Consider the following 23,347-nt stretch of genomic DNA (forward strand, 5'->3'; position numbering starts at 1 on the left):
TGCCGGGAGAATGGGCCGATTCTACAGAGGGGTTCTCGCTTGCACATATTTTTGAACGACGTATAAAATTGCACATCGTTTAAAAAAACAGCGGACCCACCATGTCGTCCATCCCGATCCCCATTGAAGCCGGCCGCCGCGAACGCAAGCGCAACCAGACGCTGGACCACCTGGCGGCCACCGCCTTCTCCCTGTTCGAGCAGCACGGTTACGACGCGGTGACGATGGAGCAGATCGCTGCGCAGGCCGATGTGTCCAAGGGCACGCTGTACAACCACTTTCCGGTCAAGGAAGCCCTGTTGGCGCACCAGTTCCACGCCGAACTGGCGGCAGGTGGTACGCAACTGCGCGCCCAGATCGAAGCACAGCCGGATTTCGCCTCCCGCCTGGCGGTGTTGCTTTCCGCCTCGGCCGATTGGTGCAATGTGCGCCGGCCCTACCTGGCCGCGTATTTCCGTTACCGCTTTGCCAGCGCCGACCTGGCTGCCCGCAACCGTGACGCAGACAAGCGCAGCGGGCTCGAAGCGGTGTTCATGATGCTCATCGATGCGGCGCAGCGCTCGGGCGAACTCGATACCCCGCTCGATGCGCAGCACCTCGCGGTGCTGTTCGAGTACCTGTATCTCGGCGCACTGATGCGCTGGCTGGCACGTCCTGAAACGGACCTGCACGCGGGTTTCTCCGCCGTTATCGACCTGTTCCTGCACGGCATGGCCGCCAAGGAGGCGTGATGAACCCGCTCGTGCTCGATTGGCCGGCTGCGGCTGGTGCCGCAGTGGCGGGCGGCAAGGGCTGGCAGCTTGGTCGGATGGCGAGACTCGGCGTGCCGGTGCCCGATGGTTTCGTGCTGGCCGCAGAGGCCAGCCTCAGCCGGAATCACGGAGATGCGGTGCCCGATACGGTGCTGGCTGCCATCGCGCAAGCGCTGGCCGCGCGCGGCTGGCAAAACACGCCGCTGGCCGTGCGCTCGTCCGCACCGCAGGAAGATTCCGCGCGACGCTCGTTCGCGGGCATTCACGAAACGCGCCTGAACGTGATTGGCGTGCAGGCGCTGGCGGAAGCGGTGCGCGCCGTGTGGGACTCGGCGTACGCACCGCAAGCGTTGGCATACCGCGAGCGCTTTGGCATCGACACCTCCGATCTGGCGATGGCCGTGGTCATCATGCCGATGTTGCCGGCAGTGGCCGCAGGCATCGCGTTCACCGGCGACCCCCTGAGCGGCCGCGACGACCACATCGTCATCAACGCGCACTGGGGCCTGGGCGAAGCGCTGGTGGGCGGCCAAGCCGATGGTGACGTCGACCGGCTGGAAGTCGCGCCGCAAGACGACGCGCTGCGGGTGGTCCAACGCCAGATCGGCACGAAGCGCCGCATGACGCGCGCGCTGGCCGAAGGCGGCACCGCACTCGCCGATACCGCCACTGAAGATGCCCGCCGCGCCGTGCTGGACGACGCCCAGCTCATTGCACTTGCCACGGTGGCGCGCGACACGGCACGCGCGCTGGATTTTGCGCAGCCGCGCTATGACATCGAATGGGTCTGGGACGGGCAGCGCTTCTGGATCGTGCAGGCTCGCCCGATCACCACGGCCGCCCGCCAGACTTACGCCGCACTCCAAACCCAGCCGACGTTCTGGACGCGCGGCAACACGCGCGAGGTGTTTCCCGCGCCGCTGTCGCCCATCGACTGGACGCTCTACGGTCACGCGGCCAATCGCATGCTGATGCTGGCCTACTCGCTGGCCGGCTACGCGTTGCTGCCCGGGCTGGCGCGCGCCAAGTTGTTTGGCGGCTGCGTGTACCTCGACGTCTCGTTGATGCAGTGGGAGGCATTTGACGCGTTCGGCATTGCGCCGGATGCCATCAACCGCATGCTCGGCGGCACGCAGCCCGAGATTGCGCTGCCGCGCGCCACATGGCCGCAGCGGCTGGCACGCGGGGCGCGTCTCCTGCGTTATTTGTGCAGCGCCGGCGCCGCGCGCCGCCATGCGCAAAGCGATCTGAACCGCGCCCGCAAGCAAGCCGCGCAATGGCGTGAAGACGCGTGGCCGCAATCGACAGCGGAGCTGGCCGCCTGCCTGCGCGAACGCTTCAACACCGCGCGCCGCGCAGACGGCCTGTTCTTCCTGCAGGGCTCGGCGGGCGGCTCCGTTTCGGGCCTGGTCGACGTGATCGAAAAACACTGCCCCGGCGAGGGCCACGCGCTGGCCGCCGCGCTCATGGCAGGCGCAGAACCCAGCGTCACCGCGCAGCAGAGCTACGAATTGATGGCGCTGGCGCAAACGGCCGCCGCCGATGCCGAAGCCCTCGCCTGGCTTCGCGCCGACAACCGCATCGGCACGCAATGGGCGCAGCAACTGCCGGCGCACAGCCCGTTCCGCCGGCACTTCAGTACGTTTCTGGAGCGCTATGGGCACCGCGCCATTGAAGAGAGCTACTTCCGCCGCCCGCGCTGGCGCGAGCAGCCCGACTATTTGCTCGACCTCATCGTCGGGCTGATCGACAGCGACGCGCACGCCGTGCGGCAAAGGCAACTGGCGGCGTCTGAGCGTGCGTGGGCGCGCCTGCCGTTCTGGCTGCGCCCGATTGTGCGGGGGATGCTCAAGGGTGCCGTGCGCGACAGCAACCAGCGCGAAGCCGCGCGCAGCGCGCTGGTGGCGTATCTGGAAGCGCTGCGCATCGGCCTGCTCAAGCTGGCTGACAGGCTCGTCGGCGAGGAAGGACTCGATGCGTCGGAAGACATCTTCAACCTGACGCTGGACGAATGCGTAGCCGCGGCCACAGGCGCATTACCCCTGCGCTTCGCCGCGCAGCGCGCGCGTGAACGCCGCCAACAGTTGGACGATTGGGCCGCTGCGCAGGAGCCGGACATCCTCATCGAACATGGCGAGGCACCGGTCGTGGCCAGTACGTCAGTCCCCCTCTCAGGAGATGCCTGGAGCGGCACCGCCGTGGGCGCTGGCTCGGCACAGGGGCAGGCACGGCTGGTCGATCACGCCGCCGCCGGCACGGCACTGCAAGCCGGCGATATCCTGGTCGCCCCCAGTACCGATCCCGCTTGGACGCCCCTTTTCCTGAAGGCCGGCGGGCTCGTCATGGAAACCGGTGGCTACCTCTCGCATGGCGCCATCGTGGCGCGGGAGTTCGGGATTCCGGCCGTGGTGAACCTGCCTGGCATCCGGGCACAGTTGAAAGATGGCGAGACGATCCGTGTAGACGGCAATGCCGGCACGGTCAGTAGAGTGGCGGATTAGGCACCCACATGTGGTGATGAGGCGACACTGGCGAATGCGGTTTTGCTGCGCCGCAATATTCGGACTAATATTCGGGTATTCCCTACTAGGGTTATCCCTAAATCAGTCCTCAGAAGGAATCGCCATGAACACCGTCGCTCTCAAAGCCGCCCCCGCCTCGCGTTTCGCCCGTTTCTGGCAAATCGTGCGCCGTGAAGCCAGCCGCGCCGTTGCACTGCACGTGGAAAGCTGCGGCATGATGGCCGAGCTGTATCGCCGTTCGGGCCACTGAGCCGAAGCGCACAGCAGGCTCACATCAGGTCTCGCTCCACTGCCGCATCAGGTTGTGATACACGCCGATGAGCGTGCGGCGCGCGGTGGCATCCGCGTCGGTCTGGTTGAGCGTCTGGATGGCGTTGTCCAGGTCGAACAACATGGCGCGCTGCGCGTCATCGCGAATCAGGCTCTGGATCCAGAAGAAGCTCGCCACGCGCACTCCCCGCGTGATGGGCGTCACCTGATGCAGGCTCGTTGCCGGGTAGATCACCAAATCACCGGCATTGAGCTTGACGCTGTGCATGCCATAGGTGTCTTCAATCTGCAGTTCGCCGCCGTCATAGCTGGCAGGGTCTGACAGGAACAGCGTGGCCGAAATGTCGGTGCGCAGCTTTGTGCCGTTGTGCGGGTGGATACGCACGCTGCCGTCGACATGCGCGCCGAAGGTCATGCCCTCGCCGTAGCGGTTGAACATCGGCGGGTACACCACGTTGGGCAACGCCGCGCTGATGAAGCGCGGGTGCCGCTCCAGCACGCTCAGGATGAGCTGCTGGCACTGCAGGGCCACTTCCGCGCCCTCGTCAATCTGCTGGTTGACCTTGACCGGTGCCCCCGAATACCCGGCCGACACGCGGCCATCGACCCAGGCATCGCCCGCGCTATCAAGCAGGTCACGCAGCGCAGCCACCTGCGCGGCGTTGAAGACGTTGGGAATGCAGACAAGCATGGCGCTGGAAGGAAACGGGGACGCAGCCGAGGGCCCATCCCCCAGCCATTACATCCGATATACCACCGACAGCATCGCCGCACGGCCGGTACCCGGCACGGCGCGACCGCCATCGGACGGAATCAGCGCATCGTAATACGTCTTGTTGAACAGGTTGAACAGGTTCAGCCGCACGTCGTATTTCGGTTGGTGATAGGCCAGCATCGCATCCCAGCGCACGAAGCCACCCACCTGCACCGTGTCGGTGTTGTTGGCGTAGCGCTGCGACATGTAGAACGCGCCCGCGCCCGCCTCCCAGTTCGGCAGGAAGGTGTAGCTCGTCCACACCGTGGCAGCGTGCTTGGGCGTGTTGGCCGGCGTCATGCCCTGCGTGCCCGCGGCGATGCCATTGACGATCTGCGCATCCAGGTAGGTATAGCCCGCAAAGATCTGCAGCTTGTCGGTCACGTGGCCCGTGGCACCCAGGCGCGCACCGCGCACGCGGATCTTGCCTGCCGACGTGTACGTCGTGCTGTCGATCTGCGTGCGGGCGTTGTCCTTGGTGATCTGGAACAGCGCCGAGCTGACCGACAGATCGCCGTTGAGCAGATCCCACTTGCCGCCGGCTTCATACGACTTGTTCTTCTCCGGGTCCAGGTTCTGCTGGCCCGTGGTGCCCACGAGTTGCTCCAATGACGGGTTGAACGACGTGCCATACGACACGTAGTACGACTGCCAGTCCGTCGGCTGCCAGATGCCGCCCAGGCGCGTGCTGACAAAGTTCACGCTCTGCTGCGCGTACGGCAGCGCGGTGATCTTGGCCGACGCCGGCGTGTTCGCCGAATTCAGCGAGTTCGAAATGCTCGCAACGTAGCGGTCATAGCGCAGGCCGGCCACCGCCTTCCACTGCTTGGTGAATTCGATCGAGTCGTTGAAATACGCAGCCACCGTGTTGGCCGAGCCGCCCTGCAGGTTGCCCAGGCTGGACGGCGTGCTGGCCGGCGACGTGGTGTAGCTCGGGCTCACCAGCGGCTCGCACGAGACAAAGCCGCTCGTCATGCTCGACTGCGCCAGCGGCGTGCCATTGCACGAGCCGTTGCGGTAATAGTTCTGGTTGTCGTAACCGTCGTGGCCGAACTCGGTGCCAACCAGCAGCGTGTGCTTGACCGAACCCGTATCGAACTTGGCCGTCAGTTCGGTCTGGTTGAATAGCGAGTAATCGCGGATGCGGCGGTCATGGCTTTGCAAACGCACCGATAGCGCCGAGAGCGGCAGATTGCTGTTGGCGAGCGCCGTGAACACGCCCGGCGAATTGACCGTACCCACAGCGTTGGGCGCCGTCTCCCGCGCGTCGGTCTGCACGTAGTTGAACTGCGTCTGGTTGCGCAGGCGCAGGTTGGGCGAGAACTTGTGATCGATATTGGCCGAGAACGACGCCACATCCTGCGTGGTGCGGTCATCGGTGTAGCCGTAGTACGTCTTGGGGCTCACGTTGACCGGGTGGCCGTTAAGGTTCGGCACGCCGTAGTCGGGCATGTCGCGGTTGTGCTGCAGCAGCGCAGACAGCGTCACCTCGGTCGGCGTACCGATGCCAAAGCGCCACGACGGCGCGATGCCGAAATCCTGCGCGGTCATCTCGTCGCGCGTGCTGGTCTTGCCGTTCTGCGCCATCGCGGCGATGCGGAAGGCGGAGGTGTCGGACGTCGGCGTGTTGACGTCGGCGGTCGCGCGCACCAAGCCGTTGGTCGTGACCGAGCCGGTGATTTCCGTGGCCGCTTTCAGCTTCGGCTTCTTCGTCACCTGGTTGATGACGCCGCCGGTGGAGCCGCGACCGAACAGCATCGACGACGGGCCCATCAGCACTTCCACCGAATCGAGGGCGAACAAGTCGCGGTAGTACTGGCCGCGATCACGGAAGCCGTCGAGGTAGATGTCGGTACGCGCCGAGAAGCCGTTCAGGTTGATGTTGTTGCCAATCTGCCCACCTTCGGCCGCGCCGATGGTGATGCCGGGCACGTTGCGCAGTGCGTCGGCCAGCGAGCTGCCGCCTTGCGCGTCGGTCAGCGCCTTGGGCACGACCGTCACCGATTGCGGCACATCGCGCAGGTTCTCGGGCAGCTTGGAGATGGAGCTTTTGGCGGCGTTGTAGTCGTCGCGCGGGGCGGAGCCCTTCACAACAGCTTCCGGCAACGTGGCGGTGGCGGGTGCCTGGGCAAGCGTGGCCTGCTGGGCGAGTGCGACGGTGGGGGTGGCAAACAGGGCCAACAGGGCGCTGGCGACGGGCGTGCGGCAGTTCATTGCGTGGTTTCTCCGGCGGCACTCTTCTAGTGGTGCCAGCCGCTACGGAACGCCCTCCTGCGCCCGCGCCGCCGTGCACTAGAGCGCACTACGAATTGCGGACGCAAATATAAATGATAACGATTCTCAACAGCAATAAATTGTCGCAATAACTCCCGAAAGTTCCCGGAAACGCACAATTTGAAGAGGCCTATAGAGCGCTTTTCCTTGGATTTAGCTGACTTGGCAAGCTTGTCCTCCAGGAATATCTGTGGTTAGGCGCCTCCCAACCAGCAAAGCGTACCTATTTCTGCGTGCTGTCTGATGGCGATGGAAGGTGCTGCGCATCGTCTCCGGCATCTGCACGATTGCGCGCCAGCGCACGCGCATACACCGACGGCGCACCCGCCGCATGTGCCGTCACATAGCCGGTAATGCACGCCAACATGAGCGGCAGCACCACCTGATACGACAGCGTCATTTCGAAGATCATCAGGATCGACATGAGCGGCGCATGCGTGGTGGCCGCCAGCAGCGCGCCCATGCCGACCACCGCGTAGCTGACTGGCACGGGCGCCGCATCCGGCAGCAGCGCGTGCATGCCCGTGCCGTACAGCAAACCCAGCGCCGCGCCACAGAACAGCGTGGGTGTGAACACACCACCCACCGCGCCCGAGCCCGCGCTCGACGCCGTCGCCACGACCTTGCAGATCAGCACCAGCGCCACCGTCTGCCACAGCCATGGGTCATGCAGGAAGCCATTCACCACGCTGTAGCCGTTACCCCAGACCTCGGGCACGCCCGTGGAGAGCGCACCGACAATCAACCCGCCAGCGGCCAATCGCAGCGTGAGCGGCAGCTTGGTCTGTGCAAACGCATCACGCGCGCGGTCAATCAGACCCAGCAGCAGCGGCCCCACCATCCCCGCCGCCAAACCAAGGCCCAGATACGTCAGCACTTCCCAGCCGGAAACAAAATCGAAGTGCGGCATCTCGTAGACCGCCCCGTACCCGAAGAACTGGCGCACCACGATGTCTGCGGTGACAGCCGCCACCAGCAGCGGCCCGAGTGTCGCCGTGGTGATGACACCGAACACGATTTCACAGACGAACACGGCGCCCGAGATAGGCGCGTTATAAGCAGAGGTGATGCCAGCGGCCGCACCGCATGCGACCAGCAGACGCAATTGCTCGACCGGCACGGGCGTCCAGCGCCGCAGCACGCGGCCGACCAGCGAGCCGCACATGGCCGACAATTGCACCATCGGCCCTTCGCGCCCGATCGACGCGCCACTGGCCACCGAGCACAACGACGACGCACTGCGTACCAAGCTCTGCCGCGCGCTGAGCACGCCATCGCCCACGGCAATGGCTTCCATATAGTCTTCCGAGCCCTTTCGGGGGATCCACTTCAGGCCCACTTGCAAGGTAATGCCCGCCAGCAGTCCGCCCACGGTCGGCACCAGCAGGCGCGCCCACCACGGCAACGCGCGCGCCGTGGCCACCAAGCCCTGGTCCGTACCCGAGAGCCACCATTGCAGATGACGCAGGGACTCGCGAAACAGGATCGTCGACAGAGCGCCCGCGCAGCCGATCACCCCGGCAATCACGAACACAAGATGCTCGCGACCGAACGGCAGCCGGGCAGTCGCGCGCCGCCACCATGGCTGGCGCGGCACATCAGGTTGAGGCGGCGGCGTGTCGGTCATGTCGATTCGCGCAAGAACAGATCGACATGATAGCGGCGGCGCCGCGCCCGTTTTAAGTCGATGCCGCGACCACAGCGTCTGGCAACCACGCCTGCGGTGTATCAGCGCTGCGACGATTCGGGCCCCAGGCAATGACGCGCGCCTGTACGAGGTTTTCGATCACGAATGGGTCGCGCTCGACGATGGCGTCGATTTCTTCACGGGATTCGGCACGCGCCAGGATGCCACCGCCCTCACGTGGGAAGAACGGCCCCGACATCAGGAAATGGCCGCTCGCATAGTGGGCGTCCAGATGCGCACGATGCGCAGGCAGCACGCGATCGAGCGTTTCGAGCGGTGCGGTGTAGTTGAAAAGAATCAGGTACAGCATGCGATGGCTCCTTGTGGGATGAGGTGAAACCTTCCAAACGCGAGACCCGGCAACGTGAAGCAACGACGCTGAGTGTCCCGCAGAAACGGGTACGCTTTGCACGGAAACCCTTCGGCGCGCAGGGTTCTCAAGGGCGCAAGAGCAACGCCCCCGAGGTCTGTCCGGCTTCGAGCGCGGTGTGGGCGGCAGCCGCATCTTCCAGCGCATAGGTACCGCCCACCGGCACGCGCACGCCATCGAGCATGCGCTGCAATGCCGCCTGCGCTCCCATCCGGTAATTCGACAGATCGGCCATGTAGCGGAATACGCCTGGCCGCGCCAGCGCAATCGAGCGCGACGGTCCAAGCGCCGCAAGATCGACGACATCCGTTTGGGCGTTGCCGACATCGCCCGCCTGACCGATGCTGGCCACCATGCCGAATGGCCGCGTCACTGCCAACGACGTTTGCAGCATGGCGCCGCCAATGCCGTCGATCACGTAGTCGACGCCTTCTCCGCCGGTGAGCTGCAGCACGGCTTCGCGCACGTCCTGCTGGCGATGCAACACGACGTGGTCTGCGCCATGGCCCAGCGCGACGGCGGCTTTGGCTTCGCTGCCTACCGTGCCGATCACACGCGCACCCTGGCGCTTGGCCCACTGCACCAGCAACACGCCCAGGCCACCGGCTGCGGCGTGCACGAGCACCGTATCGCCGGCGCGCATCTGCCGTACCCGCGTCAGCAGCATGTGCGCAGTGATGCCGCGGACCAATGTGGCCGCGACGGTTTGGTCATCAAGCGCATCCGGCAAGGCAATCGCCCGTTCGGCCGGAATGTTGCGATGGCTGGCGTAGCCCCCGGGCGCGCCATCCATCAGGCCGGCCCAGGCCACGCGCTGGCCAACCACAAAGCCGCGCACATCCGTACCCACGGCTTCCACCACGCCGACACCCTCCACCCCGAGCACCGCCGGGAATGCCGGCACCGGATACAACCCGGCACGGTGATACACGTCGACAAAGTTCACGCCGACGGCGGTATGCCGCACCGTCATCGCATTCGGCGCGGGCGGCGGCAACATCAGGCTGGCGGGCCGCAAACCCAATGCTGGTCCGGGTTCGCGCAGTTGGATTACCTTGGCGTGCATGGCAAAAGTCCTCGCAGAAATGGGTACGCTTTTCGGTTTGGTCGATGACGGGTACTGCGTTCGTCACGTTGTGAAACAAGCGTAATCCGTTCAGAATCACCCGGGAATTCACAAAAACTGATCAGCTTCTGTGCAAAAAAGCCCAGGTCGGCCAAAAAATGCACGTGCCCTGGCGCGTGCGGCGGCGGCCGAACCTTCCTCTTCCTTGCAGTGGGATGACGTGCGCTACTTTCTCGTGCTGGCGCGCGAGGGCAGCTTGTCGGCTGCTGCGCGGCGGCTGGCGGTGGAACACACCACGGTAGCGCGGCGTGCCGATGCGTTGGAGCAATCGTTGGGCGTGCGCTTGTTCGACCGCCTGCCGCGCGGCTGGCGCCTGACCGCTGAAGGCAACGCCCTGGCCGAGCGTGCAGAACGCATGGAGCAGGAGGCCGCCGGCTTTGCACGTGCCGCAGCGGGGGCGGGCAGCTTGCGCGGGACGGTGCGTATCTCCGCGCCGCCCACGGTGGCCAGCCACATCATCGCGCCAAACCTGGCGGCACTGCGCCGGCAATGGCCCGGCATCGACCTCGTGCTGCTGGGCGAAAAGCGCAACGCCAACCTGATGGCGCACGAGGCCGACTTGGCGGTGCGCTTGTCGCGCCCGACGTCATCTACCTTGGCGACACGGCCGCTGGGCGACCTCGGCTACGGCCTGTACGCCACCGCAGAGGTGCTCGCACGCCCCGAATCAGAGTGGGAATTCATCGGCTACGACGAAAACCTGCGCCACGTCCCGCAACAGCGCTGGCTGGACAACTACGCAGGCGAACGTCGCGTGGTCTTACGCTGCAGCGATCTGGCGGCGATGCATCAGGCGACACTGGCCGGACTGGGTGTTGCAGCGCTGCCTCACCTGCTTGGCGCGCCCGCAGAAACGGGTACGCTTTTGCGCCGATTGCCTGTCGACGATCCTGCGTTGCACCGAGAAATCTGGTTGGTGATCCACCCCGACGTTCGACGATCACCGCGCGTGCGGGCCGTGGCCGATGCATTGATCGCGCTGTTCGACGCACAGCGACACGTGTTGGCAGGGTTTTGAACGTACGCAGAAACGGGTACGCTTTTGGGTGAAAATGAACCGCAAACCCAATGGATATGCGGTTCTTACGCCTCGACAATATTGCATGCCGAGGCGCGTTCTGAACGCTCAGCCGCCCAGGTAGGCCTCGAGCACGCGCGGATTGCCCAGCAGGTTTTTACCGCTGTCAGCGAGCACGATCTGGCCGGTCTCCAGCACGTAGCCGTGCTGCGCGATCTTCAATGCCTGGCGCACGTTCTGCTCGACCAGGAAGATCGTCAGACCTTCGGCATTGATGGTGCGCAGGATGCGGAAGATCTCCTGCACGATGATCGGCGCGAGGCCCATCGAGGGTTCATCCAGCAGCAGCACGCGCGGGCGAGCCATCAATGCGCGGCCGATGGCAAGCATCTGCTGCTCGCCGCCCGAGAGGTTGCCCGCCAGACCCTCGATACGCTCCTTCAGGCGCGGGAACAGGTGGAACACGCGCTCCAGGTCGGAGGCGATCTGGCCCTTGTCCTTGCGCGTGTAGGCGCCCAGCTCCAGGTTCTCGCGCACCGTCATCGTGGTGAGCGTGGCGCGCCCTTCGGCCACCTGCACGATGCCGCGCTCCACACGTTTGTGGGCGGACCACAGCGTGACGTCTTCGCCCTCGAACAGGATCTGGCCGCGCACATCACCCTGCGACTTCGGGATCAGGCCCGAGAGCGCAAGCAGCGTGGTCGATTTGCCCGCACCGTTTGCGCCCACCAGCGAGGTGATCTCGCCGGCCTTGAGCGCAAAGTCGATGCCCTTGACGGCTGCGATGTGCCCGTACGACACGTCCAGCCCTTTGACTTCCAGCAACGTGGTCATGCCGTCTCCTTCTGCGCAGCATCGCCGTTCGCTTCATCGTCGTCATCGCGGCCCAGGTACGCCTCGATGACTTGCGGATCGTTGCGGATTGCTTCGGGCGGCCCTTCGGCGATGATGCGGCCGAAGTTGAGCACCGCAATGCGCTCGCACAGGCCCATCACGAAACGCATGTCGTGCTCGATCATGAAGATCGTGTAGCCGCGCGCCTTGATGTTCTCGATCTCGGCCATCAGGTCGACCTTCTCGCCCGTGTTCATGCCAGCGACGGGCTCGTCGAGCAGCAGCAGCTTGGGTTCGGTGGCCAGCGCCCGCGCGAGTTCGAGCTTGCGCTGGTCGCCGTACGAGAGGTTGTCGGCAATGTCGTGCGCCTTGTGGTCGAGCTTGACCCAGGAGAGCAGCTCCAGCGCACGATCGCGCGCGCGGCGCTCCGCAGCACGGTACTTGGGCAGCGACAGCAGCAGGCCCGGCGCGCCGTAGTCCAGATGCCGGTGCATGCCCACCACAACGTTCTCCAGCAGCGTCATCTCCTTGAAGATGCGGATGTTCTGGAACGTGCGCGCAATGCCCATCTGCGTGATCTGGTGCGGCTTCTTGCCGACGAGATTTTCGCCGTTGAACGTGAGCGAGCCGCCCGTGGGTGCCAGCAGGCCGGTGATCAGGTTGAAGACGGTCGTCTTGCCGGCGCCGTTCGGGCCGATCAAGCCGAAGATGGTGCCTTGCGGCACTTCAATGTTGACGTCCTGCAAGACCGACAGGCCGCCAAAACGCTTGGAAATGGAGGTGAGTTTCAGCATGGCGGCCTCAGTGCGATTCATTGGAGGCGGCCGACGCACCCGGCATGGTGCCGCCGCGCTTCATGCCGAACCAGCGCGCGAAACGCGCCGGATCCCAGATGCCCTTGGGCAGGAACAGGACGATCACCATCAGGATCACGCCATTGACGACCAAGCGGAAATCCTTGAACGCACGCAGCAGCTCGGGTAGCAGCGACAGGATCAGGCTGCCGAGCACCGGGCCCGTCAGGCCGTTGGTGCCGCCCAGAATCGTCATCGTGAGAATTTCCACGCCGCGGTCGAAGCCGAATTCATTGGGGCCGATGAAGAACGTCAGGTGCGCATTGAGTGCGCCCGCCAGCCCGGCAATGGCCGCACCCAGCGTGAACGCCAGCAGCTTGGTGCCGGCCACGTTGATGCCCATGAGGCCTGCGGCGGTCTCGTCTTCCTTGATGGCCTCGAATGCGCGGCCGACCTTGGAGCGGCGCATGCGCGCCAGCACGAACAGCGTGGCCAACACGGCCAGCGCCACATGCCACCACTCGGTCAGTTGCGGAATGCCGTTCAGGCCCAGCGCGCCGCCGGTCCAGTTCTCGGTGTTCAGGATCAGCACGCGCACGACTTCGCCAAAACCAAGCGTGGCCATGGCCAGATACACGCCGGAAAGACGCAGCGTCGGCCGGCCGATGACAACGGCCACCACGGCTGGTGCCGCCATGCCACCCAGCAGCGCGACCGAAAACGGCATCTCCGCATTCATCGTCAGCAGCGCGGAGGTATACGCACCGATGCCCATGAAAGCCGCATTCGCCATCGCCAGCAGGCCGCACGACAGCGTGAGATAAATGGACAGCGCCAGCAACGCGTTGATGCCGAGCGTCAGCACCAGGTTGCTGTAGACCGACCAGAAGTTGTCGAACCATTCCATGTCGGTCTCCTTATGCCTTGCGTTCGAGCACCTTGCCGAACAGCCCTTGCGGCCGCACCAGCAGGATCAGGAACAGCAGACCGAACGCCACCGCATCGCGCATGGTCGAGCCGATGTAGGCCACCGACAGCACCTCGGCAAAGCCGAGGAACAAGCCGCCGAGCATCGCGCCGCGAATATCGCCCAGGCCGCCCAGGATGATGACCGCGATGCCCTTGTGCAGCATCGGCTGGCCCATCAGCGGGAACACGGCGTTGGAGTACAGGCCGATCAGCACGCCCGACAACCCACCCAGCGCAGCGGCGGCAAACGAGGTCAGCAGGAACAGCCCTTCGACATTGATGCCGAGCAGCGCCGCTGCCTTGGGCGACTCCGCAATCGCGCGCAGCGCACGGCCGAGCTGCGTGCGCTTGAGCAGCAGCATAAGCGCGCCCATCAGCACGAACGACAGCACGATGATGCCCAGCTCGAGCGGCGTGAGATGGATGCCGCCCAGGTCCAGCGATGCGTCCGACACGAGCCCGGCCGGGAAGCGCAGATTCTCTGCCCCGAACACGCCCTGCATGGCGTTATTGATGGCGATGCCCGCACCGATGGTCCCGATCATCGGAATCAGGTGGGGCGCATTGCGCCGGCGCAGCGGGCGCAGCAGCAGCACATCGATGATGAGCCCAGCCACGCCGCTCACGGCAAAACCGACGGCCAGCGCCGCCCACAGCGGCAGATCGAAGTGGAGGACGACCTGCAGCGCCGCATAGGCACCGAGCATGAAGACCGCGCCGTGCGACAGGTTGATCACGCCCAGGATGCCGAAAACCAGCGTGAACCCCAGGGCGAACAACGCATACACGCAGCCGAGCGACAGCGCATTGACGAGTTGCTGTTCCAGCATGATGAATCAGAGTGAGGAGTGGCCGAATGTCACCAAAGCAGCCACAAAAAAAGCGATGGGGCGTAGGTTTAGCTACGCCCCGCGTTTCGGTTTCAACGAGAACCGAAGATTACTTCTCGATCGTGTACTTGCCGTTCTTGGTCACGCTCACGATCGGCGTCTGCACGGCGTCATAGCCGGCCGGCTTGCCGCGCGCCGTCACCTGACGGAACGCAAACGCGCCGGTCGCGCCAACGTGCTTGACTGCCGGCAGCGCATCGCGGATCGCCTTGCGATCGGCTTCGAGGTTGCCGCTGAACTTCACCTTCTTCAGCGCAGTCGCCGCGATGTACATGGCGTCATACGACTGTGCCGCAAACTGGTCCGGCGCAGCCTTGTACTTGGCGGTGTAGGCGGTGATGAACTTGCTGTTCTCGGCCGTGTGGTTCTCGATCGACCACGGGCTGCCCACCCACAGGTTGTCGGACTTGTCCTTGGCCAGGTCGAACACCTTGACCGAGTTCATGCCGTTGCCGCCGATGATTGGCACATTCAGGCCAAGCTGGCGCGCCTGCACCATGATCGGACCACCTTCGGCAATCAGCGCCGACAGCACGATCGCGTCCGGGTTCGTCGCCTTGATCTTGGTGAGCTGGGCCTTGAAGTCGACATCGCCCTTGGCGAAGGTCTCGGTGGTCGTGACCGGAATCTTCAGGTCTTCGAGCGCCTTCTTGAAGTTGTCGTAGCCGCTCTTGGTGAAGACGTCGTCGTTGCCGTACAGCACGGCCACCTTCTTCACGCCTGCTTTCTTCACAACGGTCTGGATCGTGGCCGGCAGCACGTCGGCTTCGGTCACGGAATTGCGGAAGACGAAATCGCCGATGCTGGTGATGCCGTCTGCGGTGTTGGAAGTGCCAAAGGCAACCGTCTTGGACGCCTGCGCGATCGGGTCGGCCGCCTGTGCCGAGTTGGACAGCGTGGGGCCGAACACCATCGCCACCTTGTCCTGGAAGATCAGCTTCTTGAAGACGTTGATGGCCTCTTCCTTCTTGCCCTGCTCGTCTTCGATCACCAGCGCGATCTTGCTGCCGTTGATGCCGCCCGCGGCGTTGATCTCGTCAGCGGCCAACTGGAAGCCGTTGCGGATGGCCACGCCGTACTGGGCCGCGCCGCCCGACAGCGCTTCGGCCACACCGATCTTGATGTCCTGGGCCGCGAAGCTCGTGCCCGTTGCGATTGCCGCCCCCGCAGCCACTGCCGTCAACAGCAGCCGTTTGATCATTTTTTTCATGCGAACCTGCTCCTTGTTTGTCCGTCGCGATTGCTTGAATGCGATTCGTCTCGAAGATGCGCTGGCCCAACACCGTCGCTCCCCCCGCATGCGCCCTGCATCGCGTCCGGACGCTCGCCTGCCGGGTTTCGCGCCACGAAGACAAACAACGTTGGCGAAACGGCGGAAGACCTGCCGGGCGAGCGATGCCGGATCGGGCATGCTGCGCCGGGAGTGCGTCGGAGTGTGAAGCGAAGGCGCCATGGGTACAGCGCTCTTGTGCGACGCGCCGGGGTGGCCGGCACGTGCAGTCAGTCGCGGGACTTTACCGGAAAGCGCACGACCGTGCGATAGGGGATTGTCCGCCGCCCGGCCTGGGGGGCGACTGTTGCGGCGCAATATTGCCAGGCGACACCATCAAATCGACGTGGAGCGTACCCGTTTCTGCGTGCCTTGCGGCACTGCGAAAATCACCCCGTCGGCAGCTCGTCGGCGCTCACAAACAACCCCTTGCCGCGCGATTTGGCTTCGTACAACGCCTCGTCGGCGGCTTCGAAGACGACGCTCTGCGCCAGCGTGCGCGCGTCGAAGGTCGCGATACCGATGCTCGCGCCCACCTGCACCACCGCTTCACGCAGGCGAAACGGCTTGTTGCATGCGGCGAGGATATTGGCGGCAACCGTCTTTGCGTCGTCCGCGTGCGACAGGTGCTCCAGGATGACGGCGAACTCGTCTCCACCAAAACGCGCCACGCCGTCGTACGGGCGCACGGCGCGCGCCAGGCGCTGCGCGAAGGCACGCAGCAGCGCATCGCCCACGGCGTGCCCGTGCGTGTCGTTGACGACCTTGAAGCGGTCGAGATCGACCAGCAGCAGCGCTCCGGTGGATCCGTTCACACGCGCCTGGTCCAACGCTGCCAGTAAGCGCTCTTCAAAGCCAGCACGGTTGGCCAGGCCGGTGAGGTGATCGGTGGTGGTCAGCGCGCGCAGGCGCAGCTCTTGTTTCTTGCGCTCCGTGATATCGAGGGTGACCGAATGCACGCCCGCCACGCGGCCTTGCGCATCGAACTGCGGAAGGTAGCTGACCTCTTCGCACCGGTACAGATCGCGGCCCCGGAGTTCGCGCTCAAAGACCATCGTCTCGCCGCCCAGCGCGCGCCGCAACGCATCGCGAAGGTTGCTGTAAGCATCGTCGCCCACAACTTCACGCAGCGTCTGTCCGAGCATGCTCGCAGCCGATCGTCCATACGCTTTCTCGTAGGCGGCATTCAGGAAGCGGAAGCGCTCGTCGGTGTCGATGAAGGCCACCAGCGCAGGCAACGCATCGGTCACCGTTTGCAGCGTTTCGCGGCTGCGCTGCAGCGCTTCCTTGGCAGCCCTGTCCTGCGTGATGTCGCGCATGACCGACGAGAAGTGCTCCATACGCCCGGCAGGATCGCGGTGCGCGATGATCATGTGGTTGATCGGCACGACCTGACCTTCGGCCCCTCGGACCGTGGTTTCGCCAATCCACACGCCGTCGCGCGAGGCTGCGGGTACCGCCACCTCGCGCAGCCAGCCCATCGTCTCGGGCGGATAGAAATCCGCAACGGTCAGGCCCTGGAGATTGGCGTCCAGCGCAATGCCGGCAAAGCGCCGGCCGGCCGGATTCATGTAGGTAACGTTGCCCTGTACGTCGCTCTGCGCAACGAAGTCGGTGGTGGAGTCGAGGATCTTGGTCAGCACGCGCGACGCCTGTTGCGCCCGCGCGCGTACGGTGATGTCTTCCATGGCCCCAACGTGGCCGACGATCTCGTCGTCCACGCGCACCGGCGCTGTCGTAACGACCAGCAGCCGCTCGCCGATGCCCGGCACGATCACGCGCTGCTCGGCGCTGTAACCTGCGCCGCGCGCGACCGCATCCCGCCAACCGGCCATGGTGGCATCGCGGTCGTTCGGATGCAGGCGTGCGAGCCACACGTCGGCCAGCGCCTCTTCATGCGTGGCACCGAGCAGCCGGCGATACGCCTCATTGGTATAGACGGTCCGGCCGTCCGCATCCGAGCGGAACAACCCGAGCGGCGAGGCATCGTTCACGGCTTCCAGTTCGGCGCGCTGGCGGACAACCTCGCCCATCAGCTTGTGGAATGCCGTCGACACCGCGTCGATTTCCGCCGAGGTACCGTCCAGCTCGAGCGGCGGCGCATTGCGCAAGTCCGTGGCCGAAAGCTGCGTCATGGCGGCATGCAACCGGCCAAGCGGGCGCAGCAGCCACAGCATCGCCGCCCACACCGACACGCCGATCAGCGCTGCCAGCACCAGGAGCGACCAGCGAAACCGCTGGCGCATGAGGAAGAGCTGCCGGTTGGCCTCGGCCCCGGGCAACACCGCAGCAAGCGTCCAGCCGGCCGCAGTGATGTCGTGCGTGGTAACCACGTCGCCGCCGCGATCAGGCAGCGCATCCGGATTTGCGCGAAAGGCCGCGGCCACCGCCGGATCGGCATCGAGCGGCGCAAGCGTCTTGTCGGCCTCGGGGTGGACGATATAGACGGGGTTGTCACCTCGCGTGGCCAGGTAGACATGGCCGGTCTGGCCCACGCGCATGTCGCGCATGTCCCCCAGAAAGTTCGGCTTGAGCAGGTACAGCGACGCGCCGATCAACCCGACGAGATTGCCGTCCTGATCATGCACGGGCGCGGCCATGATGACAATGGGCTCGCCGCCCACCCGGTTGCGCAGCGGCGCGGAGATGGTCGGCTGATCGACCACCATGACCTGCCTGAAGTAATCCCGATCCGAAATGTCGATGCCGACCACGCCCGCGCGGCGCCGCGAGGTGGCTGTCACCTTGCCATCGGCCGAGGCCAGGAACACCCCGTCGAACAGGCCGCTGGCGGGCTGGATGGATCGGTAGAACGCCGCTTCCTGCGCGGGCGTGCTGAACTGCACGGTACGCATCTGCTGGGCAGTGCGCTCGAGCACACCCAGGTAGGTGTCCAGCCGCTGCTTGAGGTCTTCCGCCGACTCCTTGACCATGGCCGTCTGCTGCGCCTTGATCTGCGCCATCACCTCGCGGCGGATCGGCTCACGCTGCGACCAGCCGAACAGGCTCACCACCGTCACGCTGATGACGGTCGCCATGATGGCCGCCTGCGACTTCAGGGTCAGTTTCATCGGACCGTCGGCTGGCACCGGCGCCCCTCGCGACCGGTGTCTTGTTGTAGTGGGAGGGCAGACACCATAGTGCTATGCCCGCCGGTCATTGTCGAGCCGCCGCGGCGTCTAGCGGCGGCCGCAGACGTAAGCGGCAGAGCGCGCAGCGAGCGTACCGGAGCGGATGCGCATCCAGTGCGCGCCGGCTGCGGTATCGGTATCGAGCGTGGCGCCGTCGGGACCGCGCACCACGTAGTCGACCAGGCGGATGCGCTGGCGATGGCAATCGATCTCCTGACGCGAGAGGATCACCGTGCCGGGCCGGTAATGGGCCCCATGGGCGCGGCGTTCGCTGCGCTTGAGCACGGTGCGCGCCAGAAAGGTCTTGTGGCCGGTACGGTTGGAGCGCAGCGACGTGCGATCGATGGAAGCCACGACGGACGTCGTCGTCAGGTATTGGTGCCAGCGCGCAGCCTGGGCAGGCACCGCCATGCCGAAGGCGCCCACGCCGACACTGCATATCCAGATCCACCGCCACATCATGCGTTTCACGACCGTCCGTCCTGCCATATCAAGAAGTCAAGGAGCGGCACTGCTGCCGCAGGCACATATTGTAACAATCGGCCCGCAAGACTCGCGCCCGCGCCCTCAGGTAGCATGCGGCGACCTTCATTGCCCCAATTGCGCCATCCGCCATGCCTACCGTCGCCCTGTCTGCCCTCGTTGCCCACGCGGTCGCGGCCTTGCTCATCGCAAGCGTGCCAGTCGTGGCGTGGTTCTGGCTGCGGCGGCGCTTTGACCTGGTATGGCGCGACATCGGCGTGGGTGCGGCGGTGTTTGTCGTGTTTGCGCTGGTGCTGGAACGCACGCTGCATTTGTACCTGCTGCAGCTCAATCCGACCACGGCGCACTGGCTGCGCATGCCCGTGCTGTTCGTTATCTACGGCGCGCTGATGGCCGGCTTGTTCGAGGAAAGCGGCCGCTGGCTCGGCCTGCGTTTTCTCGTGCGCAAGCCGGGGGATGCCGCCACACCGGTGGCGTACGCGCTCGGTCACGCGGGCATCGAGGCCTGGCTGGTCGGTGCGGCATCGCAGGCCCAGATGGTGATGTTCGGCATTGCCGCCAACCGCGGCGAGCTGGAATCGCGCCTCGCGGCCAGCGGCGCCGATGCCATGGTCGGGACGATCCACGCCATGCTGGCGCAGCTGTCGCCATGGCTGGCGCTCGGTGCGGTGAGCGAGCGCATTGCGGCGATGCTGATCCAGTTCACGCTCACGTTGGTGGTGTGGCACGCGGTGCGGCAGCGGCGGTTTGTGATTGTCGTGCTGGCGGTGCTGCTGCATGCGCTGGCGGACTTGCCCGCTGCGCTGTACCAGGTCCATGTGCTGCCCCTGGCGGTGACCGAAGCGATCTACGCCGTGGCGGCCGTGCTGCTGGCAGCAACGTGCTGGCCCCCGCAAGGCGGCCGCAAGATCGGCGAATCCTCGCTGCGCTAACTGCTGCGGAAGCGGTCCGGCTCGATCCCGTGCCGGTTGAGCTTGTCGTACAGCGTCTTGCGCGGCACGGCCAGCAGATCGGCCGCGCGTGCAACGTTGCCCTCCGTGGCGCGCAGTGCTTCCTCGATGGTGGTACGTTCGACCGCCATCATCCGGCCCGCCAGGGAATGCTGGCTCGCTTCCGAAACCACCAGGCCATCGTCCAGTCCGAGGCAAAAGCGCTCGGCCACGTTCTTCAGTTCGCGCACGTTGCCCGGCCAGTCGTGGTGCTGCCAGCGCATCATGTCTTGCGCAGACCAGTCGGGCGCAGCACGCTCGTAGCGCACCGCGGCCTGCTGCAGAAAGTGGGCCATCAGCAACGGAATGTCTTCGGCACGCTGGCGCAGCGCCGGTAGCGCAATCGATACGACATTCAGGCGGTAATACAAGTCCGCGCGGAACTGACCGTGGTCGGATGCATCCTTCAGGTCGACCTTGGCGGCGGCCACCACACGGCAATTGACCGGCACGCTCGCGTTACTGCCCAGCCGTTCGATGCTGCGTTCCTGCAGAGCACGCAGCAGCTTGGCCTGCAGCGCCAGCGGCATCGATTCGATTTCATCCAGGAACAGCGTGCCGCCATCTGCATATTCCATCTTGCCGATGCGGCGGCGGTTGGCGCCTGTGAAAGCGCCCGCCTCGTGGCCAAACATCTCGCTCTCGAACACGGACTCCGGCAGCGCCGCGCAATTGAGCGCGACGAACGGCCCGCGACGTCGGCTACCTTCGTGAATGGCGCGCGCGAGCACTTCCTTGCCCGAGCCGGTCTCGCCCGTGACGAGGATGTCAGCATCGGTGGGAGCCAGCGCGGTGACGAGCCGGCGCACGTTCTGCATGACGGCGCTCTGGCCGATCAATGGGTACGCCTGCCGGCCCTGCAGCGCTTCACGCAAACGCAGGTTTTCGGAAGTGAGCCTGCGCTTTTCCAACGCGCGCCGCACCACGTCGACGAGGCGCTCGGAGTGGAACGGCTTCTCCATGAAATCGTAGGCGCCCGCGCGCATGGCGGCCACAGCCATCGTCACGTCACCATGACCGGTGATGAGGATGACGGGCAACTGACGGTCGTGCTGCAGCATCTCGCGCAGCACAGCCAGGCCGTCGCGGCCGGGCAGGCGCACGTCGGTGACGACCACGGCCGGCGTTTGCGTGGCGAGTGCGGCCAGCGCGCTTTCCGCATCGGCAAAGGACTGCACCGGCACATCCGCCAGCGTGAGTGCTTGCTCGCAGCCCAGGCGCACCACGTCATCGTCTTCGATCAGGAAGACGGGCGCGTGGTCGATGGGGGAAGGGTCCGGCGTACCGTGTTCAGTCATGTGGGTTTCACAACGCGTTCAAGCTCGATGATGAATTCTGCGCCACCCGCTTCGTCACCCGCATTGCGACCTTCGAGCCGGCCACCAAAGTCTTCGATGATCGCCAGCGAAATCGCCAAGCCAAGCCCCAGGCCCTGACCATCGTCCTTGGTGGTGAAGAACGGCTCAAACAGACGCGGCAGCACATCGGCGGGAATGCCCGGGCCGAAGTCGCGCACGGTGATGCGTACCCATTTCTCGATGGGTTCGACGCTCACGCGCACGGTAGGCGAGTCGGCTGCGGGGGCCTCGGCGGTGGCATCAATGGCGTTGCGGATAAGGTTCACGAGCACCTGCTCGAGCCGCACAGCATTGGCCCAGACCGCAAGATCGGCCGGCACCGGCTCGGCCACCACCGTCACGCCGGCCTGGCGGCGACGCGTCTCAACCAGCATCAGCGCCTGGCGGATGGCCTCGTCCACCGACACGGCAGCGCGTGCCGCATCGCCCTTGCGCGAGAAGGCCTTGATGTGCGAAACGATACGCCCCATGCGCACGGCAAGCTGGCTGATGTGGGTGAGGTTGCCGCGCACTTCGTCGATGCGGCCGCGCTCGGCAAGCTGGTTGGCGTTATCGGACAGCGTGGTCAGCGCGGTGAGCGGCTGGTTGAGTTCGTGCGTGATGCCGGCGGCCATCTGGCCGAGCACGGCGAGCTTGCCGGCCTGCACAGCGGCATCGCGCGTTTCGCGCAGGATGCGTTGCGCGGCATCGAGCGCTTCGACCTTGCCGGCCAGCGCGGTGTTGGCGGAAGTCAGCTCCGCAGTGCGTTGTGCGATGCGCGCTTCCAGATCACGCTGGATTTCGCGCAGCGCGGCGCGCGCGCGGTGCTGCTCTTCGCGCCGGCGCGTACGCAAACGCAACGCAACGAGTACGGCGAAGATCAGCGCCATCGCAAACGCGGCACTCGCACCGGCCACCAACGCAGTGCGCTGCTCATCGCGCGGGTCGATCAACACGGCGACCTGCCAGCCGAGCAGGCCCACCGGGCGGTACTGCACGCGCAGTGTCGACGCCGATTTTCCGGGCAACGCCACGCGCACGGTCTGCGGTGGGTGGTCCGCAGAAAAGGGTACGCTCACGGCGTGCCCATCGTTCATTCCGAGCGGCGCAAGTACGTGGGGCGCGTACTGGCGCGTCGCGTCGAGTGCTGCGCGCTGGTCCGCGCTCAAGGTGCCGAGCGTGCGGTATTTCCACTCGGGTACGGACGACAGGAAGATCACGCCGTGCCGATCCACCAGCAGCACCGTATCGCCGCTGCGCGACAACGTGGCCTCGAACGCATCGAGGTTGACCTTCACGACCACCACGCCGATCGGTTTGTTGTCTTCGCGCACGGGGGCAGCCACGAAATAGCCCGTCTCGCCCGTGGTATTACCGACACCGTAGAAGCGACCGAGCCCCTCGCGCATGGCCTCGACAAAGTACGGGCGGAATGCGTAGTTCTGGCCGACGAACGAGGTCGGCAGATCCCAGTTGCTGGCCGCAATCGTGAGGCCTGTCGTATTGATCAGGTGTGCGGCGGCCAAGTCGGTGGCCGCCTGGACTTCTTTCAGATAGGCATTGGCCGCGCGACGCATGACGGCGTCGCCAGCCTGGGGATTCTCTTGCAGCGCGACGTGCAGCACGTGCTCCAGCGCCGCCAGCCTGGGCAATGATTCATAGCGCGCCAGCGTGCTGCGCAGGTTCTGTGCGTAGAACGTGGTGCGCTGACCGGCCTCCTCGGCGCGCGTGGCGACGTAGCGCTGCAGGGCGACAGCGTAAGCGCCCCACCCCGCTGCGCCGCAACATGCCGCCATGGCCAGCGCGACGGCCACGCGCCAGCCACGACCGCGTGCGGGTGGGGCAAGGTCGGCGTGGCCGTCGGTTGGCGACATGGG

The 23,347-nt window shown here is 65.5% G+C and carries 19 protein-coding genes; 5 read left to right on the top strand and 14 right to left on the bottom strand.

Features of this window, described 5'->3' with window-relative positions; all coding sequences use genetic code 11:
* Nucleotides 1-101 precede the first annotated feature (101 nt).
* The 3 genes from M1D44_RS25170 to M1D44_RS25180 all read left to right on the top strand — a co-directional run bounded on the left by M1D44_RS25170 (nt 102) and on the right by M1D44_RS25180 (nt 3,524).
* Nucleotides 102-731: a TetR/AcrR family transcriptional regulator gene (locus M1D44_RS25170; RefSeq protein WP_439004775.1), complete on the top strand. Its 630-nt coding sequence runs from the start codon at nt 102-104 to the stop codon at nt 729-731.
* A complete protein-coding gene (locus M1D44_RS25175; protein ID WP_316854104.1) occupies nt 731-3,253 on the top strand; it encodes a PEP/pyruvate-binding domain-containing protein in 2,523 nt (840 codons plus the stop codon). Before M1D44_RS25170 ends, M1D44_RS25175 begins: the two co-directional genes overlap by 1 nt.
* 124 nt (nt 3,254-3,377) lie before the next feature.
* Nucleotides 3,378-3,524, top strand: a complete 147-nt coding sequence (locus M1D44_RS25180; RefSeq protein ID WP_175537079.1) for a hypothetical protein — start codon at nt 3,378-3,380, stop codon at nt 3,522-3,524.
* 24 nt (nt 3,525-3,548) lie between these two features.
* On the opposite strand, the gene M1D44_RS25185 is transcribed toward M1D44_RS25180, so the two are convergent.
* The 5 genes from M1D44_RS25185 to M1D44_RS25205 all read right to left on the bottom strand — a co-directional run bounded on the left by M1D44_RS25185 (nt 3,549) and on the right by M1D44_RS25205 (nt 9,695).
* Entirely contained in the window at nt 3,549-4,235 is a 687-nt protein-coding gene (locus M1D44_RS25185; RefSeq protein ID WP_112188826.1) for a Fe2+-dependent dioxygenase, read from the bottom strand.
* Nucleotides 4,236-4,283: 48 nt separating this feature from the next.
* Entirely contained in the window at nt 4,284-6,512 is a 2,229-nt protein-coding gene (locus M1D44_RS25190; RefSeq protein ID WP_316854105.1) for a TonB-dependent receptor, read from the bottom strand.
* A gap of 283 nt (nt 6,513-6,795) precedes the next feature.
* Nucleotides 6,796-8,199 carry a ClcB-like voltage-gated chloride channel protein gene (locus tag M1D44_RS25195; protein WP_316683499.1) on the bottom strand — a complete coding sequence of 468 codons (1,404 nt, stop codon included), beginning with the start codon at nt 8,197-8,199 and terminating at the stop codon, nt 6,796-6,798.
* A gap of 52 nt (nt 8,200-8,251) precedes the next feature.
* Nucleotides 8,252-8,569: a YciI family protein gene (locus tag M1D44_RS25200; protein WP_316854106.1), complete on the bottom strand. Its 318-nt coding sequence runs from the start codon at nt 8,567-8,569 to the stop codon at nt 8,252-8,254.
* A 127-nt stretch (nt 8,570-8,696) separates the two neighbouring features.
* Nucleotides 8,697-9,695 (bottom strand): quinone oxidoreductase family protein, encoded by a 999-nt coding sequence (locus tag M1D44_RS25205; protein ID WP_024978078.1) that lies wholly within the window; start codon nt 9,693-9,695, stop codon nt 8,697-8,699.
* A gap of 205 nt (nt 9,696-9,900) precedes the next feature.
* Between M1D44_RS25205 and M1D44_RS25210 the strand changes: the two genes are divergently transcribed.
* Nucleotides 9,901-10,773: a LysR family transcriptional regulator gene (locus M1D44_RS25210; RefSeq protein ID WP_024978077.1), complete on the top strand. Its 873-nt coding sequence runs from the start codon at nt 9,901-9,903 to the stop codon at nt 10,771-10,773.
* Between the two features lie 108 nt (nt 10,774-10,881).
* Here the strand turns inward: M1D44_RS25210 and M1D44_RS25215 are convergent, their stop codons facing one another.
* The 7 genes from M1D44_RS25215 to M1D44_RS25245 all read right to left on the bottom strand — a co-directional run bounded on the left by M1D44_RS25215 (nt 10,882) and on the right by M1D44_RS25245 (nt 19,150).
* Nucleotides 10,882-11,607: an ABC transporter ATP-binding protein gene (locus M1D44_RS25215; protein ID WP_316854107.1), complete on the bottom strand. Its 726-nt coding sequence runs from the start codon at nt 11,605-11,607 to the stop codon at nt 10,882-10,884.
* Nucleotides 11,604-12,401, bottom strand: a complete 798-nt coding sequence (locus M1D44_RS25220) for an ABC transporter ATP-binding protein (protein WP_024978075.1) — start codon at nt 12,399-12,401, stop codon at nt 11,604-11,606. The genes M1D44_RS25215 and M1D44_RS25220 overlap by 4 nt, the downstream gene beginning before the upstream one ends.
* Nucleotides 12,402-12,408: 7 nt before the next feature.
* On the bottom strand, nt 12,409-13,308 hold the full coding sequence (locus M1D44_RS25225; RefSeq protein WP_024978074.1) for a branched-chain amino acid ABC transporter permease: 900 nt from the start codon (nt 13,306-13,308) through the stop codon (nt 12,409-12,411).
* Nucleotides 13,309-13,318: 10 nt separating this feature from the next.
* Nucleotides 13,319-14,200: a branched-chain amino acid ABC transporter permease gene (locus M1D44_RS25230; RefSeq protein ID WP_024978073.1), complete on the bottom strand. Its 882-nt coding sequence runs from the start codon at nt 14,198-14,200 to the stop codon at nt 13,319-13,321.
* Nucleotides 14,201-14,309: 109 nt separating this feature from the next.
* Nucleotides 14,310-15,470, bottom strand: a complete 1,161-nt coding sequence (locus M1D44_RS25235) for an ABC transporter substrate-binding protein (RefSeq protein ID WP_316683502.1) — start codon at nt 15,468-15,470, stop codon at nt 14,310-14,312.
* A 449-nt stretch (nt 15,471-15,919) separates the two neighbouring features.
* Nucleotides 15,920-18,601, bottom strand: a complete 2,682-nt coding sequence (locus tag M1D44_RS25240; RefSeq protein ID WP_316854108.1) for a diguanylate cyclase domain-containing protein — start codon at nt 18,599-18,601, stop codon at nt 15,920-15,922.
* 108 nt (nt 18,602-18,709) lie between these two features.
* Complete coding sequence (locus M1D44_RS25245; protein WP_316854109.1) at nt 18,710-19,150, bottom strand: surface-adhesin E family protein; 441 nt, start codon at nt 19,148-19,150, stop codon at nt 18,710-18,712.
* Nucleotides 19,151-19,275: 125 nt separating this feature from the next.
* Between M1D44_RS25245 and M1D44_RS25250 the strand changes: the two genes are divergently transcribed.
* Complete coding sequence (locus M1D44_RS25250) at nt 19,276-20,076, top strand: YhfC family intramembrane metalloprotease (protein ID WP_316854110.1); 801 nt, start codon at nt 19,276-19,278, stop codon at nt 20,074-20,076.
* Here the strand turns inward: M1D44_RS25250 and M1D44_RS25255 are convergent.
* Nucleotides 20,073-21,431: a sigma-54-dependent transcriptional regulator gene (locus M1D44_RS25255; protein ID WP_024978067.1), complete on the bottom strand. Its 1,359-nt coding sequence runs from the start codon at nt 21,429-21,431 to the stop codon at nt 20,073-20,075. The two genes, M1D44_RS25250 and M1D44_RS25255, sit on opposite strands and share 4 nt — an antisense overlap.
* On the bottom strand, nt 21,428-23,344 hold the full coding sequence (locus tag M1D44_RS25260; protein ID WP_316854111.1) for a sensor histidine kinase: 1,917 nt from the start codon (nt 23,342-23,344) through the stop codon (nt 21,428-21,430). Before M1D44_RS25260 ends, M1D44_RS25255 begins: the two co-directional genes overlap by 4 nt.
* Between the last annotated feature and the right edge of the window lie 3 nt (nt 23,345-23,347).

It is taken from the genome of Ralstonia sp. SA306 (genome assembly GCF_054792405.1).

Bases quoted from the DNA above. Each gene is read 5' to 3' on its own strand.
- M1D44_RS25250 (WP_316854110.1), top strand. From the start codon at position 19,276: ATGCCTACCGTCGCCCTGTCTGCCCTCGTTGCCCACGCGGTCGCGGCC.
- M1D44_RS25260 (WP_316854111.1), bottom strand. From the start codon at position 23,344: ATGTCGCCAACCGACGGCCACGCCGACCTTGCCCCACCCGCACGCGGT.
- M1D44_RS25230 (WP_024978073.1), bottom strand. From the start codon at position 14,200: ATGCTGGAACAGCAACTCGTCAATGCGCTGTCGCTCGGCTGCGTGTAT.
- M1D44_RS25195 (WP_316683499.1), bottom strand. From the start codon at position 8,199: ATGACCGACACGCCGCCGCCTCAACCTGATGTGCCGCGCCAGCCATGG.
- M1D44_RS25215 (WP_316854107.1), bottom strand. From the start codon at position 11,607: ATGACCACGTTGCTGGAAGTCAAAGGGCTGGACGTGTCGTACGGGCAC.
- M1D44_RS25225 (WP_024978074.1), bottom strand. From the start codon at position 13,308: ATGGAATGGTTCGACAACTTCTGGTCGGTCTACAGCAACCTGGTGCTG.
- M1D44_RS25235 (WP_316683502.1), bottom strand. From the start codon at position 15,470: ATGAAAAAAATGATCAAACGGCTGCTGTTGACGGCAGTGGCTGCGGGG.
- M1D44_RS25185 (WP_112188826.1), bottom strand. From the start codon at position 4,235: ATGCTTGTCTGCATTCCCAACGTCTTCAACGCCGCGCAGGTGGCTGCG.
- M1D44_RS25170 (WP_439004775.1), top strand. From the start codon at position 102: ATGTCGTCCATCCCGATCCCCATTGAAGCCGGCCGCCGCGAACGCAAG.
- M1D44_RS25175 (WP_316854104.1), top strand. From the start codon at position 731: ATGAACCCGCTCGTGCTCGATTGGCCGGCTGCGGCTGGTGCCGCAGTG.
- M1D44_RS25245 (WP_316854109.1), bottom strand. From the start codon at position 19,150: ATGGCAGGACGGACGGTCGTGAAACGCATGATGTGGCGGTGGATCTGG.
- M1D44_RS25190 (WP_316854105.1), bottom strand. From the start codon at position 6,512: ATGAACTGCCGCACGCCCGTCGCCAGCGCCCTGTTGGCCCTGTTTGCC.
- M1D44_RS25220 (WP_024978075.1), bottom strand. From the start codon at position 12,401: ATGCTGAAACTCACCTCCATTTCCAAGCGTTTTGGCGGCCTGTCGGTC.
- M1D44_RS25255 (WP_024978067.1), bottom strand. From the start codon at position 21,431: ATGACTGAACACGGTACGCCGGACCCTTCCCCCATCGACCACGCGCCC.
- M1D44_RS25180 (WP_175537079.1), top strand. From the start codon at position 3,378: ATGAACACCGTCGCTCTCAAAGCCGCCCCCGCCTCGCGTTTCGCCCGT.
- M1D44_RS25200 (WP_316854106.1), bottom strand. From the start codon at position 8,569: ATGCTGTACCTGATTCTTTTCAACTACACCGCACCGCTCGAAACGCTC.
- M1D44_RS25205 (WP_024978078.1), bottom strand. From the start codon at position 9,695: ATGCACGCCAAGGTAATCCAACTGCGCGAACCCGGACCAGCATTGGGT.
- M1D44_RS25240 (WP_316854108.1), bottom strand. From the start codon at position 18,601: ATGAAACTGACCCTGAAGTCGCAGGCGGCCATCATGGCGACCGTCATC.